General features: G+C 69.7%; 13 protein-coding genes. 2 read left to right on the forward strand and 11 right to left on the reverse strand.

Translation table 11 applies throughout. The features are described from left to right. Positions 1-4: 4 nt before the first annotated feature. Positions 5-751, forward strand: coding sequence for a cellulose biosynthesis protein BcsS (bcsS, locus tag SM757_RS22530; protein WP_322467129.1), 747 nt, complete (start codon positions 5-7; stop codon positions 749-751). A gap of 46 nt (positions 752-797) precedes the next feature. Here bcsS and bcsZ read toward each other — a convergent pair whose 3' ends face one another. The 11 genes from bcsZ to queF form a co-directional block, all read right to left on the reverse strand. Beyond that, complete coding sequence (gene bcsZ / locus SM757_RS22535) at positions 798-1,982, reverse strand: cellulose synthase complex periplasmic endoglucanase BcsZ (RefSeq protein WP_322467130.1); 1,185 nt, start codon at positions 1,980-1,982, stop codon at positions 798-800. 84 nt (positions 1,983-2,066) lie between these two features. Beyond that, complete coding sequence (gene aqpZ / locus SM757_RS22540) at positions 2,067-2,801, reverse strand: aquaporin Z (protein ID WP_066334195.1); 735 nt, start codon at positions 2,799-2,801, stop codon at positions 2,067-2,069. Between the two features lie 274 nt (positions 2,802-3,075). Next, entirely contained in the window at positions 3,076-3,591 is a 516-nt protein-coding gene (locus SM757_RS22545; protein WP_066334192.1) for an RNA polymerase sigma factor, read from the reverse strand. A gap of 2 nt (positions 3,592-3,593) precedes the next feature. Beyond that, entirely contained in the window at positions 3,594-3,800 is a 207-nt protein-coding gene (locus tag SM757_RS22550; protein ID WP_322467131.1) for a YgaP family membrane protein, read from the reverse strand. Between the two features lie 213 nt (positions 3,801-4,013). Beyond that, positions 4,014-5,969 carry an ABC-F family ATP-binding cassette domain-containing protein gene (locus SM757_RS22555; protein ID WP_066334183.1) on the reverse strand — a complete coding sequence of 652 codons (1,956 nt, stop codon included), beginning with the start codon at positions 5,967-5,969 and terminating at the stop codon, positions 4,014-4,016. Next, positions 5,966-6,877 carry a 50S ribosomal protein L3 N(5)-glutamine methyltransferase gene (gene prmB, locus SM757_RS22560; protein ID WP_322467132.1) on the reverse strand — a complete coding sequence of 304 codons (912 nt, stop codon included), beginning with the start codon at positions 6,875-6,877 and terminating at the stop codon, positions 5,966-5,968. The genes SM757_RS22555 and prmB overlap by 4 nt, the downstream gene beginning before the upstream one ends. A 279-nt stretch (positions 6,878-7,156) precedes the next feature. Beyond that, entirely contained in the window at positions 7,157-8,332 is a 1,176-nt protein-coding gene (gene dapE / locus SM757_RS22565; protein ID WP_322467133.1) for a succinyl-diaminopimelate desuccinylase, read from the reverse strand. Positions 8,333-8,467: 135 nt separating this feature from the next. Next, on the reverse strand, positions 8,468-9,292 hold the full coding sequence (gene dapD, locus SM757_RS22570; RefSeq protein ID WP_066334176.1) for a 2,3,4,5-tetrahydropyridine-2,6-dicarboxylate N-succinyltransferase: 825 nt from the start codon (positions 9,290-9,292) through the stop codon (positions 8,468-8,470). A gap of 18 nt (positions 9,293-9,310) precedes the next feature. Next, complete coding sequence (dapC, locus tag SM757_RS22575) at positions 9,311-10,534, reverse strand: succinyldiaminopimelate transaminase (protein WP_066334347.1); 1,224 nt, start codon at positions 10,532-10,534, stop codon at positions 9,311-9,313. Positions 10,535-10,720: 186 nt separating this feature from the next. Continuing rightward, complete coding sequence (locus SM757_RS22580; RefSeq protein ID WP_066334171.1) at positions 10,721-11,197, reverse strand: SET domain-containing protein; 477 nt, start codon at positions 11,195-11,197, stop codon at positions 10,721-10,723. Next, the gene (queF, locus tag SM757_RS22585; RefSeq protein ID WP_066334346.1) at positions 11,197-11,625 is read right to left on the reverse strand and encodes a preQ(1) synthase; all 429 of its coding nucleotides are present in this window, start codon (positions 11,623-11,625) and stop codon (positions 11,197-11,199) included. The genes SM757_RS22580 and queF overlap by 1 nt, the downstream gene beginning before the upstream one ends. Before the next feature lie 307 nt (positions 11,626-11,932). Here queF and smc point away from each other — a divergent pair, with 307 nt between their 5' ends. Continuing rightward, entirely contained in the window at positions 11,933-15,448 is a 3,516-nt protein-coding gene (gene smc / locus SM757_RS22590; protein ID WP_322467134.1) for a chromosome segregation protein SMC, read from the forward strand. The last annotated feature ends 115 nt before the right edge of the window (positions 15,449-15,563 follow it).

A 15,563-nucleotide genomic window follows, 5' to 3' on the forward strand; every position in this document is an offset into this window, starting at 1 on the left:
GACGATGAGCGAACGAGTGAATTCCAACCTCAACCGCCTGGGCCGCGGCCTGGCCGTGATGGGCCTGCTGGCGGCCTTGCATGGGGGCGCGCAGGCGCAGGCACAGGAGGCGGCGCCGCTGTTCATTGGCGGGGTGCAGGCCTCGTCCTTGGGCGGCTATGCGTATGCGGGCCTGATCAAGCCGTTTGCGGGCGCGCGCTTGGGCGAGGGCTGGTTCCAGCGCTCGGTGGCCAGCATGCTGACCTACCGCTACGACACGACGCTGCAGGGCAGCACGCGCAGCGTGCACGCGCGCGCGCCGGGGCTGGAATACGCGATTGGCCGGGCGTGGAGCGGCGAGCGCTCATCGCTGGAGCTGTCGGCGGGCATTGGGCTGCGCTACACGCGGCTGAGCCCGGTGGACCCGGGCAGCGATGTGCGCGGCACGCATTGGGCGTTCACGCCGCAGCTCATCGCGCGGCAGGCGTTCACGCAGTCGGTGGATGCCGACGTGCTGGCGTCCTACAGCGCCGGGCCCAACAGCCGCTACGTGCGTGCGCGACTGGGTGCGCGGCCGGCGGCGCTGGGCTGGCGTGTGGGCGTGGAATCCACGCTGTCCTCCGGCGAAAGCTACCGCCAGGTGGGCGTTGGGCTGTTCGGGGCGCGCTCGCTGGCGTCGGGGCTGTCGCTGGAGCTGAGCGCGGGGCGGCTGCGCGCGCGGGATGGGAGCGAGGAGCCGTACATCGCGCTGGGGGTGGCGAAGTCGATGTGAGGGGCGGGCCGCCTACAAGTACGCCAAGCGTGGCCCGTTCGGTCGCTTAACGTGCCCAGGCCACCGTCAAGCGCCCGGCGCGGTCGAACGCAAACCGCCCCTCGACGAACCCCGTGCCGAACAGCGCCAGCGCCTGGTCGTAGTAGGTGGGCGGCTGGCCGACGAGGCCGGCGGTGCAGCCGGCGGGCCAGCGCAGGCCGTCGGCGCTCAGGGAGCGCAGCCGCTCCAACTGCCCCGTCAGCAGCCAGGGCCGCTGGCCGGACTGCAGCCAGGGCAGCAGCGCCGCCGAAAAGCCGGCCGGGGCCGCGCCTTGCGGGGCGCCGGTGTCGGTGCGCACCTGCTGCGGCAGCTCCTTGCCGGACTGCAGCAGCGCGGCCATGCCGCGGGTGAGGTGCATGAGGCGGGCTTTCAACGGGTCGTCCGCGTGCAGCAGGCCGGCCCAAAGGCAGCTGCGGATGGCGTCCCAGCTCCCCAGGGGTGGCGAGGACGCGTCCACGTGCCAGCCCAGCTTGTCGGCGTAGAGCGTCCAGTCCGGGACGAAGCCGCGCGGCGCGATGGCGGCCAGCAGCTTCGGGGTGCCGGCGGCGATGGCGTCCCAGGGGCCGGAGGCGTCTTCCCGCGCCAGGCCGCGCAACTGGTGCACGGCGAGGTAGCTCGGATTCAGGCGCAGCACGCCGCCGTCCAGCCTGAAGCCCTGCGGGCCGGGCAGGACGGTCGGCCCCAGGCCCGGCACTTCCACCACTTCCTGCTCGCGTATGCGCGCCAGCAGCCGCGTGGCCAGCGTGCGATGGCGCGGCTCGCGCCACAGCCGCGCGGCCTCGAACAGCGTATGGGCGAGCCAGAGGTCGGCGTCGGCGGCGGCGTTGGCGTCCAGCAGCGTCCACTGGCCGTCGTCGTGGCGGCCCCAGCGCCAGCCGGGCAGGCGCTCGCCCAGCTCGCCTTGGGCGAGGTGGCGGTCCGTCCATTGCAGCAGGGTGTCGAAGCGCTCGCGGTCGTTGGCGACCAGGGCGAAGAAGAGGCTGTAGGCCTGGCCCTCGGAGGTGGTGTAGCGGGTCTGGTGCTGGTCGTCGATGACGCGGCCGTCGTCCTGGACGAACTTCTGCACGTAGGCCGACCACAGCGGCCAGCCGGGGCAGGCCTCGCGGGCGGCCAGTGGGGTGCAGGCGGGGGCCAGCGCCGCCGCGAGGACGAGGCGGCGCCGGCTGAGGCGGGACGGGCGTGATGCAGGCAAGGTGGGCGCGCAGCGGCGTGGGGGGCTCGCCATCATGCCGGGGCACCCTTGCTGCCGCCGTGCAGGCGGATCGCTGTGCCGGGTTCAGGCGTGCGCGGCGGCCTTGGGTTGCACGCCGGCGGTTTCACGCTCGGCCGGGTCGGTGCCCATGAAGCGGTAGAGCAGGGCGCCGAGCACGCCGCCGGCCAGCGGGCCTATCCAGAACAGCCAGAGCTGCTCCAGCGCCCAACCGCCGACGAAGAGGCTCACGCCCGTGCTGCGCGCCGGGTTCACCGAAGTGTTGGTGACCGGGATGCTGATGAGGTGGATCAGCGTCAGGCAGAAGCCGATGGCGATGGGCGCGAAGCCGGCCGGTGCGCGCTTGTCGGTGGCGCCCATGATGACGATGAGGAACATCATGGTGAGCACCACCTCGGTGACGGCGGCCGTCATGAGCGAGTAGCCGCCGGGCGAATGCGCCGCATAGCCGTTGGAGGCCAGCCCGCCGGAGAGGCTGAACCCCTCCTTGCCGCTGGCGATGAAGTACAGCACCGCGCCGGCGAATATCGCGCCCAGCACCTGGGCGACGACGTAGGGCGGCACCTCCCTGGCCGGGAAGCGACCGCCGGCCCACAGGCCCACGGACACGGCCGGGTTGAGGTGGCAGCCCGAGATGTGGCCTATGGCGTAGGCCATGGTGAGCACGGTGAGGCCGAAGGCGAGCGAGACGCCCACGAGGCCAATGCCCAAGTGCGGAAAGGCCGCCGCGATCACCGCGCTGCCGCAGCCGCCCAAGACCAGCCAGAACGTCCCAACGAACTCCGCGAGGTACTTGTTCATCCGGTTTCTCCGGTGCAGGGGAGGGCCACGCGTGGGCGTGGGGCTGCGCAGGCAGCCGACAGAGAAATTAATTATTGAATGGCCTGTTGTCAGGTAAATATTACTCGTTATTGCCGAGTTTTCGGTTTGATAAATATATGTCAAATATCTGAATGCGGTTTGTTGATACTCGGGTTCAAAATATTCGGAAATTTCGAAATCGGCGGGCGCTGATGGACCTGGCCGTCCGGCCGGCGCTGGGTGCGGGGGCCGGACGACGGGTTTCAAGGCCGGCTCAGGCCGCGGTGGCGAGGTATTCGCGCACCAGGGTCCGCGCCCTGTGCAGCCGGCTCTTGATGCAGGCGATGGACTCGCCGGTGCGCTGGGCGATGTCTTGTAGCGAGAGCTCCTCGAAGTCGCGCAGCAGCACGATTTCGAGGTGGTGGGCGGGCAGGGATTCCAGCGCGCGGGCGAGGTCCAGGCGCAGGCCATCCTCGGCGCGGGTGGCGAGTTGGGCGAGCAGTTGCTCGTCGGACGGCTCCTCCCGCCAGACCCTGCGGGCCAGGCGCAAGCACTCGCGCCGCACCATGGTCATGAGCCAGCCCGAGAGCGCGGCGGCGGCGCGCAGTTGGGGCAGGCGCTGGGTGATGCGGATCAGCGACTCCTGCACCGCGTCGTCCACGTCGGCGGCGAGGCAGAAGCGGCGGGCGTAGCGGCGCAGGTCGGGCTGAGTCCTGCGCAGCAGTCCTTCGAGGGCGAGCGCGTCGCCCTGCATGGCCTGGCTGACCAGGGTGTCGCTGAAGGCCGACATGCTCAGCGCCGGCCGCGACTGAAATCCACGAGGGCGCACATGGGGCACCAGCCGACCAGGCCGGTGAGGGCCAGGACGAGCAGCACGGCGCCCACGGGCAGCAGCAGCGTTTTGCCCAGCACGCCGGCCAGCAGCAGCACGACGCCGGCAAGGGCCAGCAGCACGCGGGCCAGGCGGTGGGGAGTGGACATGTTTTTCAGGTAGAGCATGGAGGGCCTCTTGTGGCGAAGCCGGGAGTGGCTTCGGGGGACAAGAGGAGGCCGGGGCGGAAAAGGATTCGCACAAGGCAAAGATTTTTCTTGCTGCCTCTACGACTTCCTTGTGCCGTTCCTGCAGCGAACGGCAACCCCAACTCAAGCTCTACCTGCTGATTTGTGGAAACCCGTGGATTTTCCAAATGGGGTATGAAATCCGGATAACCCTCACCCCGCCAACTGCTCCAACTGCTCCCCCAATTCCAGCCACCGCATTTCCAATTCCTCGATCTCGTCTTCCAGCGCCTTCAATTGCCGCCCCGCGTCGGCGCGCTGCTGAGGGGACAAATCGGCGGCGCCCAGGGCAGCGAGGGCGTTGTCGCGTTCGGTGGTGGCGGTGGACAGGCGGGTTTCGACCTTCTTCAGCTCGTTCTTGAGCGGCTTGGCCATCTCGTTGAGCTTCTGCCGCTGCGCGGCCGCCGCCTTGCGCTCTTCCTTGCGGTTGACCGGGGCGCCGTCCGGCGAAGCCGCCGCAATGGCCGCCGCTTCGGCCGACGCGGCGTCCTTCAGCGCGCGGGCGGCTTCCTTGGCCTGGTCCAGCAGCCAGCGCTGGTAGTCGTCCAGGTCGCCGTCGAAGGGTTCGACGCCGCCGCGGCTCACCAGCCAGAACTCGTCGCACACCTCGCGCAGCAGGGCGCGGTCGTGGCTGACCAGCATCACCGTGCCCTCGAACTCGTTGAGCGCCATGGACAGCGCTTCGCGCGTCGTCAGGTCCAGGTGGTTCGTCGGTTCGTCCAGCAGCAGCAGGTTGGGCTTCTGCCAGACCAGGCTGGCCAGCACCAGGCGCGCCTTTTCGCCGCCAGAGAGCGTGCCTATGGGCTGCGCCGCCATCTCGCCGCCGAAGCGGAACTGGCCGAGAAAATCGCGCAGCTCCTGCTCGCGTGCCTGCGGGCTCACGACCTTGGCCAGGCGGATCATGTGGGACAGCGGCGTGTCCTCGCCGTGCAATAAATCCATTTCCTGCTGCGCGAAGTAGCCGATGGATAGGCCCTTGCCCTCGGTCATGGTGCCGGCGATGGGCGAGAGTTCGCGCGCCACCGTCTTCACCAGAGTGGACTTGCCTTGTCCGTTGGCGCCCAGGATGCCGATGCGCTGCCCCGCCAGCACCGTGCGGTTGACGTTGCGCACGATGGTCACCGAGCCGCCGTCCTCCTGCGGATAGCCGCACTCCATGGCGCGCAGGCTGAGCATGGGGTTGGGCAGGCTCACCGGCTCGCGGAACTGGAAGGAGAAATCGCTGGCCGTGAGCACGGGCGCCAGCTTTTCCATGCGGTCCAAGGCCTTCACACGGCTCTGGGCCTGTTTCGCCTTGGTGGCCTTGGCTTTGAAGCGATCAATAAAACGCTGGAGCTGGGCGATCTTGTCCTGCTGGCGCTCGTAGGCCGAGGCCTGCTGGCTCAAGCGCTCGGCGCGCATGCCCTCAAACGCCGAGTAGTTGCCGCCGTAGCGGTCGAGCTTGGCGTCCTCCAGGTGCAGCGTCACGCCGGTGATGGCGTCCAGGAATTCGCGGTCGTGCGAGATCACCAGCAGCGTGCCCTTGAAGCGCTGCAGCCAGCCTTCCAGCCAGACCAGGGCGTCCAGGTCCAGGTGGTTCGTGGGTTCGTCCAGCAGCAGCAGGTCGGCCGGGCACATCAGTGCGCGGGCGAGCTGCAGGCGCATGCGCCAGCCGCCGGAGAAGCTGTTCACCGGGGCGTCGAGCTGCTGGAGCTTGAAGCCCAGGCCCAGCAGCAGCGCCTGCGCGCGGGCGCGCGCGTCGAAGGCGCCGGCCTCCTCCAGCTTGACGTGCGCCTCGGCGATGGCGTGGCCGTCGTTGCCGGACTCGGCGGCGGCCAGGGCGTCGCGCGCCTCCACCAGCGGGATGTCGCCGTCCAGCACGAAATCGGTGGCGGGCTGCTCCGTCTCCGGCATGGCCTGCGCGACTTCGCCCAGGCGCCAGGTCGGCGGCATCTCGAAATCGCCCGCGTCGGCGTGCAGCCGGCCGGCCATGAGCGAAAACAGGCTGGATTTGCCCGCGCCGTTGCGGCCCACCAGGCCGGCCTTCTCGCCGGGGTTGAGGACGACGTTGGCGCCTTCCAGCACCACCTTGGCCCCGCGGCGCAGGGTGACGTTGCGCAGCGTGATCACTGGCCGGCCTCCTTGGGTTCCTGGGCTTCCTTGGGCGGCTGTACCAGCTCGGTGAGCATTTCGCGCGTGAGCAGCAGCACTTGGTCGTCGCCGGCGCTGGTGGGCAGCCAGGCCGGGCCCAGGTGCGGGAAGGCGTCCTCGAAGTATTGGCGCTCGTTGCCGATCTCCAGCACCAGCACGCCGTGCGGCGTGAGGTGGGCGGGCACGTCGCGCAGCAGGCGGCGCACGAAATCCATGCCGTCCGTGCCGCCGGCCAGGGCCAGCGCCGGCTCGGCGCGGTATTCCGGCGGCAGGGCCGCCATGCTCTCGGAGTTTACGTAAGGCGGATTGCAGAGAATCAGGTCGTAGGCGCCGTCGGCCGCCTGCAGGCCGTCGCCCAGGCGCAGCCGGATGCGTTCGGCCAGCTCATGCCGCTGCACGTTGATGCGGGCGACTTCCAGCGCCTCGGGGCTCAGGTCGGCGGCGTCCACCTCGACTTCCGGCCAGGCGAGGGCGCTGAGCACGGCCAGGCTGCCGTTGCCGGTGCACAGGTCCAGCACGCGGCGGGTGTCGGCGCTCAGCCAGGCGTCCAGCGTGCCGTCGGCCAGGGGCTCGGCGATGAGCGAGCGCGGCACGATCACGCGCTCGTCCACGTAGAAGGGCACGCCCTGCAGCCAGGCTTCCTTGGTCAGGTAGGCGGCGGGCTTGCGGGTGGCTATGCGCTCGTCCACCAGGGCGTTGACGGCGGCGGTCTCGTCGCCGCTGAGCTCGCGCTCGGCCACGCCGTCCAGGTCGTCCAGGGGCAGGCCCAGCTTCCACAGCGTCAGCCACACGGCCTCGTCGAAGGCGTTGGTGGTGCCGTGGCCGAAGCTCAGGCCGGCGTCTTCCATGCGCTGGGCGTTGTGCTCCAGGAGGGTGATGAGTTTCATGGGGTCAATCAGTGATATCGGTCCGAGAAGGCTCGGCAGGTGCCAGCCGGAGACTGGCACGCAGCACCCCCCTGATCCGTCATTCCCGCGAAGGCGGGAATCCAGGCGGTCCCCAAGCGGGCCGAAGGCGCATGGGCCGGCACGACGAGGCCGACATGGTGGCGGTCCTGCCGCTTCTCTGCGCTCTGGCGTGGGGCCGCCTGGATTCCCGCCTGCGCGGGAATGACGAAGTGGGGTGCGTGACGCCCTTGCTGGCGAGGGGACGTCGGCGTCATGGCCTCAAGCCGCGTCCGGCGCCGTCGCCGTCGCCGTCGCCAGCAGCCGCTCCAGCGTCCGCCGATAAACGTTCTTGAGCACCTCGATGCTCGCCGTCTCGACGTGCTCGTCGATCTTGTGGATGGTGGCGTTCAGCGGGCCGAACTCCACCACCTGCGGGCAGATCTTGGAGATGAAGCGGCCGTCCGAGGTGCCGCCGGTCGTGGACAGCTCGGTCTTCAAGCCCGTTTCGTCCGCGATGGCGCCGGCCAGCGCCGTGCACAGCGAGCCTTCGCGCGTGAGGAAGGGGTTGCCGCTCAGGGCCCAGCTCAGCTCGTACTGCAGGCCGTGGCGCTCCAGCACCTGCACCACGCGGCGCTTGAGGCCCTCGGCCGTGCTCTCGGTGCTGAAACGGAAGTTGAAGTCCACGACGGCCTCGCCCGGGATCACGTTGCCCGCGCCCGTGCCGGCGTGCAAGTTGGAGATCTGGAAGCTCGTGGGCGGGAAGTGCTCGTTGCCTTGGTCCCACTGCATGGCGACCAGCTCGGCCATCGCAGGCGCCAGCTCGTGCAGCGGGTTGCGCGCGAGCTGCGGGTAGGCGATGTGGCCCTGCACGCCCAGCACGCGCAACCTGCCCGAGAGCGAGCCGCGGCGGCCGTTCTTGATCATGTCGCCCAGCTTGTTGACCGAGGTAGGCTCGCCCACGATGCAGGCATCCAGCCGCTCGCCGCGCTGCTGCAGCAGCTCTACGAGGCGGATCGTCCCGTCGGTGCCCGGGCCCTCCTCGTCGCTGGTGATCATGAAGGCGATGGAGCCGGCGTGCTCCGGCTGCGCGGCGACGAACTCCTCCACCGCGACCACCATGGCGGCGATGGAGGTCTTCATGTCCGCCGTGCCGCGGCCGTAGAGCTTCCCTGCCCGGTGCGAGGGGACGAAGGGGTCGGAGGTCCACTGCGCCAGCGGGCCCGGCGGCACCACGTCGGTGTGGCCGGCGAAGGCGAAGGCGCAGCCCGGCTGCGTGCCGCGGCGAATGGCCCACAGGTTGGCGACGCGGAAATCGTCCGGGCCGTGCTGCAGCAGCTCGCATTCGAAACCCAGGGCCTGCAGCCGTTGGGCGATCAGGGCCTGGCAGCCGGCGTCCTCCGGCGTGACGGAGCGGCGCGCGACGAGCGCCTCGGCGAGTTCAAGGGTGGTGGTCATGGTTGGGCCGAGGGGCAGGCGATGGGGAACGACAAGGCCCCACGCCGGCCTTCAGTCAGGCCCAACGCCGGCCCAGGTGTTGGGCCGGCCTGGCCGGCGGCACGAGAGGGCCGGCCGGCGCGGGGATGCGGCGCGTCAGGCGCGCAGCAACTCGTTGATGCTGGTCTTGGCGCGGGTCTGCGCGTCCACCTTCTTCACGATCACGGCGCAGTACAGGCTGTACTTGCCGTCGGCGCTGGGCAGGTTGCCGCTGACCACCACGGAGCCCGCGGGGATGCGGCCATACGTCACTTCGCCGGTGGCGCGGTCGTAGATCTTGGTGCTCTGGCCGATGTAGACGCCCATGCTGATCACGGAGTTCTCTTCCACGATCACGCCTTCCACCACCTCGGAGCGCGCGCCGATGAAGCAGTTGTCTTCGATGATGGTGGGGTTGGCCTGCAGCGGCTCCAGCACGCCGCCGATGCCGACGCCGCCCGACAGATGCACGTTCTTGCCGATCTGCGCGCAGGAGCCGACGGTGGCCCAGGTGTCGACCATGGTGCCTTCGTCCACGTAGGCGCCGATGTTCACGTAGGAGGGCATCAGCACGGCGCCGCGGCCGATGAAGCTGCCGCGGCGGGCGACGGCCGGGGGCACCACGCGCACGCCGCTGGCGCGCATTTCCTCTTCGGGGGCGGTGGCGAACTTGGTGTCCACCTTGTCGTAGAAGCCCAGGTCGCCGGCGCGAATGATCTGGTTGTCCTTGAGGCGGAAGCTCAGCAGCACCGCCTTCTTGATCCACTGGTGCACCGTCCACTGGCCCACGCCCTCGCGGGTGGCCACGCGCAGGCGGCCGGCGTTGAGGTCGGCGATCACCGTCTCCACGGCCTCGCGCACCTCGGCGGGGGCGTTGGCGGGCGACAGGGTGGCGCGGTCTTCCCACGCGGCGTCGATGACGGATTGCAGTTGCTGGCTCATGGCAGTCCTTGGAGGGATTTAGTTGATTGAAGCGGCGCTGGTGAGAGTGCGGCTGTAGTCGCGCGTGAACGCGACGATGCGCTGGGCGGCTTCGAGGCATTCCTCGACACCCGCCACCAGGGCCATGCGTATGCGTCCGCGCCCCGGGTTGATGCCGTGCGCATCGCGGGCGAGCAGGCTGCCCGGCAGCACGGCGACATTGTATTGAGCGAGCAGCGCCAGGCTGAAGGCGATGTCGTCCCCGCCCGGCACGGCGGCCCACAGGTAGAAGCTCGCGTCCGGCAGCTTCACGTCCAGCACCTCGGCCAGCAGCGGCGTGACCAGCTCGAATTTCTTGCGGTAGAGCGCGCGGTTCTCGATGACGTGCTCCTCGTCGCCCCAGGCCGCGATGCTGGCGGCCTGCACCACGCCGCTCATGGCGCTGCCGTGGTAGGTGCGGTAGAGCAGGAAGTCTTTCAATATGCCTGCGTCACCCGCCACGAAGCCCGAGCGCATGCCGGGCACGTTGGAGCGCTTGGACAGGCTGGTCAAGACGATGAGGCGCCTGAAGTCGTCGCGGCCCAGGAGCTTGGCGGCCTGCAGCGCGCCCAGCGGCGGCTCGTCGCGGAAGTAGATCTCCGAGTAGCACTCGTCGCTGGCGATGACGAAGCCGTGGCGGTCGCTGAGCTCGAAGAGCATCTTCCACTCTTCCAGCGGCGCGACGGCACCGGTGGGGTTGCCGGGCGAGCAGACGTAGAGCAGTTGCGTGCGCGACCAGGTGGCCTCGTCGATGGCGGACCAGTCCGGCGCGAAGTTGCGCGCGGGGTCGCTGTTGGCGAACACCACGTCGGCCCCGGCCAGCAGCGCGGCGCCTTCGTAGATTTGATAGAAGGGGTTGGGGCAGACCACCGTGGCGCCGGGCTTGTTGGGGTCGATGACGGTCTGCGCCAGCGCGAACAGCGCCTCGCGCGAGCCGTTGACCGGCAGTACCTGCGTGGCGGCGTTCAGCGCCACGCCGTAGCGGCGCTGCATCCAGGCGGCGCAGGCCTCGCGCAGCGCGGGGCTGCCGGCGGTGGGCGGGTAGCCCGACAGTTCGTGCAGGTTGCCCATGAGCGCCTTTTCCACCAGCGCCGGCGTCGCGTGCTTGGGCTCGCCAATGCCCAGGCTGATGGGCCTCAAATCCTTGTTCGGGACGATGTCCTTGGTGAGCGCGCGTAGCCGTTCGAAGGGATAGGGATTGAGGCGTTGGAGCAGCGGGTTCATGGTGGTGCGGGTGGTGGCGCCTGCGCGGCGCAAAGTGGCATTCGACCTTCTGATCGAAGCTGAAATTTTCCCCCGTCATGCCGGCGAAGGCCGGCATCCACGTTGGCCGGGATGCTGCCCGGTGTTCGTGGATCCCGGCCTTCGCCGGGATGACGAGGCAATTTCAGTCGCTACGGCGTATGGGCATCAGAGCTTGCCCACGCAATTGGCCGCGCCGCACTGGCAGCGCAGCTTGCCCTCGTGGTGGGTCTCGCCGTAGGAGACGGTGATCTCTTCGCCCGGCGCGATCGCGCGCACGGCGTAGAACTCCACGCGCCCCTGGCGTATGCACAGCCGCGCGTTGGGCGAGCAGGAGTGATTGGTGAAGCGCATGGGGTCGGTGGAGCGGTGGAAGTCGATGGCCTTCTTCTCCGACACCTCCACGATCATCACGCGCTCGTAGCGGGTGGCGCGTATGCGCGCGGCCTCGACGCTGATGGACTCGCCCCGTATCTCGCCGATCTTCACGCGCGGCGGGATGGGCTCCTTGGCGAAGACGCCGTGGCCGTCGATGCGGCTGCGCTGCACCAGCACGTCGAACTTCTGCCAGGGCGGCCGCACGACCACGGGCGGCGCGGCCTCGGCGGCCGGCGCGGCGGCGGCGTTGTCGTGCGGCCGGGCCATCACAGCAGGCCGCGTTCTTCGGCGTGGCTGGGCAGGTCCACGCGGGGCTGGGGCTTCCAGCCGCGCTTGCGGTGCTCCACGACCACGTTGGTGTAGATGCCGCCGCGCACGTACCACTTGGCCGTGATGCGGATGAAGCGCGGCTGCGAGGCCTTGACGATGTCTTCGAGGATGGTGTTGGTCACCTTCTCGTGGAAGGCGCCTTCGTCGCGGTAGCTCCAGAAGTACATCTTCAGGCTCTTGAGCTCCACGCAAAGCTCGTCCGCGATCATGTCGATGGTGAAGTGCGCGAAGTCCGGCTGGCCGGTGAGCGGGCAGTGGCAGGTGAACTCCGGCACCTGGAACTGGATCACGTAGTCGCGCTGCGGTGCCGGATTCGGGAAGACGTGCAGCTCCTTGCTCGGCGCGCTGGGCGGGTTGGGCGGCATCTGGCGCTGGCGGCTGGCCGGCAGCGACTCGGCCACGGACGTCTTCTTGCGGGAGGTGGCGGCGGTCTTGGCGGCGCCGGCTGCGCTCTTGCGCGCGGGGGCGGCCTTCTTGGCGGCGGGCGCCGCGGTCTTGCTGGGCATGGGGAGGGGTAATTCGAAAGGATTCGTAGCCGCCCGGGCGGCGAGGGGCGCGATGGTATCATCCGGCCCGCTTTCGCCTGGCGCGCCGGCGCTAATTTCCCTTAGGAATCAACTACTTGGCCTGCGGCTGGCGTGAATCGCCAGCCAGCGCGGGCTGCGGTGCTGCATGCGGCTCAACCAGATCAAGCTCTCCGGTTTCAAATCCTTCGCCGAACCGACCACTTTCCAGTTGCCGGGCCAGCTCGTCGGCGTGGTGGGCCCCAACGGCTGCGGCAAGTCCAACATCATGGACGCGGTGCGCTGGGTGCTGGGCGAGTCCAAGGCCAGCGAGCTGCGTGGCGAGTCCATGCAGGACGTCATCTTCAACGGCTCCGGCAACCGCAAGCCTGCCAGCCGTGCCAGCGTCGAGCTGGTGTTCGACAACGCCACCGGGCGGGCCGGCGGCCCCTGGAGCCGCTACGGCGAGATTGCCGTCAAGCGCGTGCTCACCCGCGACGGCACCAGCAGCTACTACATCAACAACCAGCCCGTGCGCCGGCGCGACGTGCAGGACGTGTTCCTGGGCACCGGCCTGGGGCCGCGCGCCTACGCCATCATCGGCCAGGGCACCATCAGCCGCATCATCGAGAGCAAGCCGGAGGAATTGCGCCTCTTCCTCGAAGAGGCCGCCGGCGTCTCCAAGTACAAGGAGCGCCGCCGCGAGACCGAGCTGCGGCTGCGCGACACGCGCGAGAACCTGCTGCGCGTCGAAGACATCCTGCGCGAGCTGGCCGCCAACCTGAGCAAGCTGGAAAAGCAGGCCGAGGTCGCCTCCCGCTACAAGACGCTGCAGGAGCAGGGCACGCTCAAGCTGCACCAGCTCTGGTTCCTGAAGCACCGCGACGCCAGCGTCGAGGAGGAGCGCGTCAAGGCCGCTATCGCCGAGGCGCAAGGTGTGCTGGCACAGCGCATGGAAGAGCTGGCGCAGGTCGAAGCCGAGCTGGAAGAGGTCAAGGGCGCGCACTTCGCCGCCAGCGACGCGCTGCACGTGGAGCAGGGCAAGCTGTCGGACGCCGCGCTGGAAGTGAGCCGGCTGGAGGAGCGCATCCGCTACGTGGCCGAGGGCCGCGACCGCGCCCAAGCGCGCCTCAACGAGCTGCGCGCGCAGGACGCCCAATGGGCCGCGCGCCGCGAGCAGGCCGCCGAGGAGCTGGAGACCATCGCCGAGAAGATGGCCGCCGCCGAGGAGCAGGCCGAGGTGCTGGCCGCGCAGTCCGAGGAACAGGCCGAGCGCCTGCCCGACGTCGAGGACGCGCAGCGGCAAGCCGCCGCCAAGGTGGCCGCGCAGCGCCAGCGCGTGGTGCAGGTGCAGCAGCAGCTGCAGGTGCTGGCCGCCGACGGCCGCCACGTGCAGGACCAGCAACGCCAGCTCAACAGCCGCCGCGACCGCCTGCACGGCGAGCACAAGGCGCTGGAAGTGCCGGACGCCGACCTGCTGGCCGGGCTGCAGCAGCAAAGCGAGGACGCCGCCGCCGCCCAGGCCCAGGCCGAGGAGCAACTGCACGTGCTGAGCGAGGAGGTGCCGCAGCTCGACACCGCCCGCCGCGAGGCGCAGGAAGCCGTCAACGCCTCCAACGCCCGCCAGGCGCAGGTGGCGGCCCGGCTGCAGGCGCTGCGCGCACTGCAGGAAAAGGTGCAGACGGAAGGAAAGCTGAAGCCGTGGCTGGCCAAGCACGGCCTGGAAGGGCTGCAGGGCCTGTGGAAGCAGCTCCACATCGAGCCCGGCTGGGAAACGGCGCTGGAATCCGCCCTGCGCGAGCGCCTGTCGGCGCTGCCCGTGGGCCGGCTGGACACGGTGCGTGCCTTCGAGCGCGACGCCCCGCCGGCCAAGCTGGCCTTCTATCACGCGCCTGACGGCGAGACGCCCAGCACGCACCGCACGCTGCCGCGCTTGGCGGACCTGCTGCGCCTCACCGACAAGGGGCTGCAGGCGCTCTTGGGCGACTGGCTGGAAGGCATCTACACCGCCGGCAACCTGGAAGAGGCGCTCAGGAACCGCGAGTCCCTCACGCACGGCGAGTGGATCGTCACCCGCGAGGGCCACGCCGTCTCGCAGTTCGCGGTGAGCTTTTATGCGCCGGACAGCGAGCAGGCCGGGCTGCTGCAGCGCGCGCAGGAGATCGAGCAACTGCAGGCGACGCAGGCCGAGGCCGCGCGCGCCGTGGAGGACGCCCAGCAGGTCCAGCGCCGCGCCGAGAGTGCCTATGGCGAAGCCGCGGCCCAGCTCGGCACCTTGCGCCGCGCCGCGGCGGAGGCGCAGACGCAGGCCCACAAGCTGCACGTGGAGTGGTTCAAGCTGCACCAGCAGGCCCAGGCCGCCGCCGGCCGCAAGGCGCAACTGCAGGATGAGGTGCAGGAGCTGGACGCCCAGCTCGAAGCCCTGGCCGCCCGCCAGGCCGAGGACGAAGCCAAGTTCGAGGAGCTGGACCTTCAACTGGCCCAGCTCCAGGAAGACGAAGCCGCCGCGCAGGAAGCCGCCATCGCCGCCGAAAACCGCGTCGCCCAGGCCCGCGAGCAGTTGCGCGCGCTGGAGCGCCGCGCGCAGGAGGCGCAGTTCGAAACCCGCAGCCTGGCCGCCCGCCGCGGCGAGCTGCAGCGCGCGCTGGAGACGGCCGCGCGCCAATTGCAGGACAACGCCCAAACCGCCGCGCAGGTGGCCGCCGACCTGGCCGCGCTGGACGACGCCGCCGCGCAGGAAGGCCTGACGCAGGCGCTGGCGCTGCGGCGCGAGCGCGAGGCGGCCCTGGCCGCGCAGCGCCGCGGCTACGACGAGTTAAGTTTGCGCCTGCGCCAGACCGACGAGCGCCGCCTCCTGGTCGAGCGCGGCCTGCAGCCGCTGCGCGACCAGATCACGCGGCTGCAACTGGAGCTGCAGGCGGCCACCTTGGGCGGCGCGCAATACCTGGAGCAGCTCACCAACGCGCACGCGGATCTGGACGCCATCCAACGCTCCATAGAGGCCGGGCAGGTCAAGCTCTGGGGCCTGCAAGGGGAGATCGACCGCATACAGCGCGAGATCACCAGCCTGGGCGCGGTGAACCTGGCCGCGCTGGAAGAGCTGGGCGAGGCGCGGGAGCGCAAGGGCTTCCTCGACAAGCAGAACGCCGACCTGCTGGACGCCATCAACACGCTGGAAGACGCCATCCGCAAGATCGACCTGGAGACGCGCGAGCTGCTGTCCACCACTTTCGACCGGGTCAACGAGGGCTTTGGGCGCATGTTCCCCAGCCTGTTCGGCGGTGGGCAGGCGCGGCTGGTGATGACGGGTTCCGAGATACTGGATGCCGGCGTGCAGGTCATGGCGCAGCCGCCGGGCAAGAAGAACAGCACCATCCACCTGCTTTCCGGCGGGGAGAAGGCGCTCACCGCGATTGCGCTGGTGTTTGCCATCTTCCTGCTCAACCCGGCGCCGTTTTGCCTGCTCGACGAGGTGGACGCGCCGCTGGACGATGCCAACACCGAGCGCTACGCGCGGCTGGTGACGCAGATGAGCCAGGCCACGCAGTTCCTGTTCATCAGCCACAACAAGATCGCCATGGAGATGGCGCAGCAGCTCGTGGGCGTGACCATGCAGGAGCAAGGCGTGTCGCGCATCGTTGCCGTAGACATGGAAGCGGCGCTCGGCATGGCCGAATCCGCTTGATCCGCCTGACACAAGAACTCGCTAGGGACCCCACTGATGCCTTCGATGAGCCTGACCCTCGCCCTGTCCATCCTGGCCGGCGTGATATTGCTGTTGCTGGTGGTGCAAAGCCTGT

Source organism: Azohydromonas lata (assembly GCF_034427735.1).
Lineage (GTDB): Bacteria > Pseudomonadota > Gammaproteobacteria > Burkholderiales > Burkholderiaceae_C > Azohydromonas > Azohydromonas lata.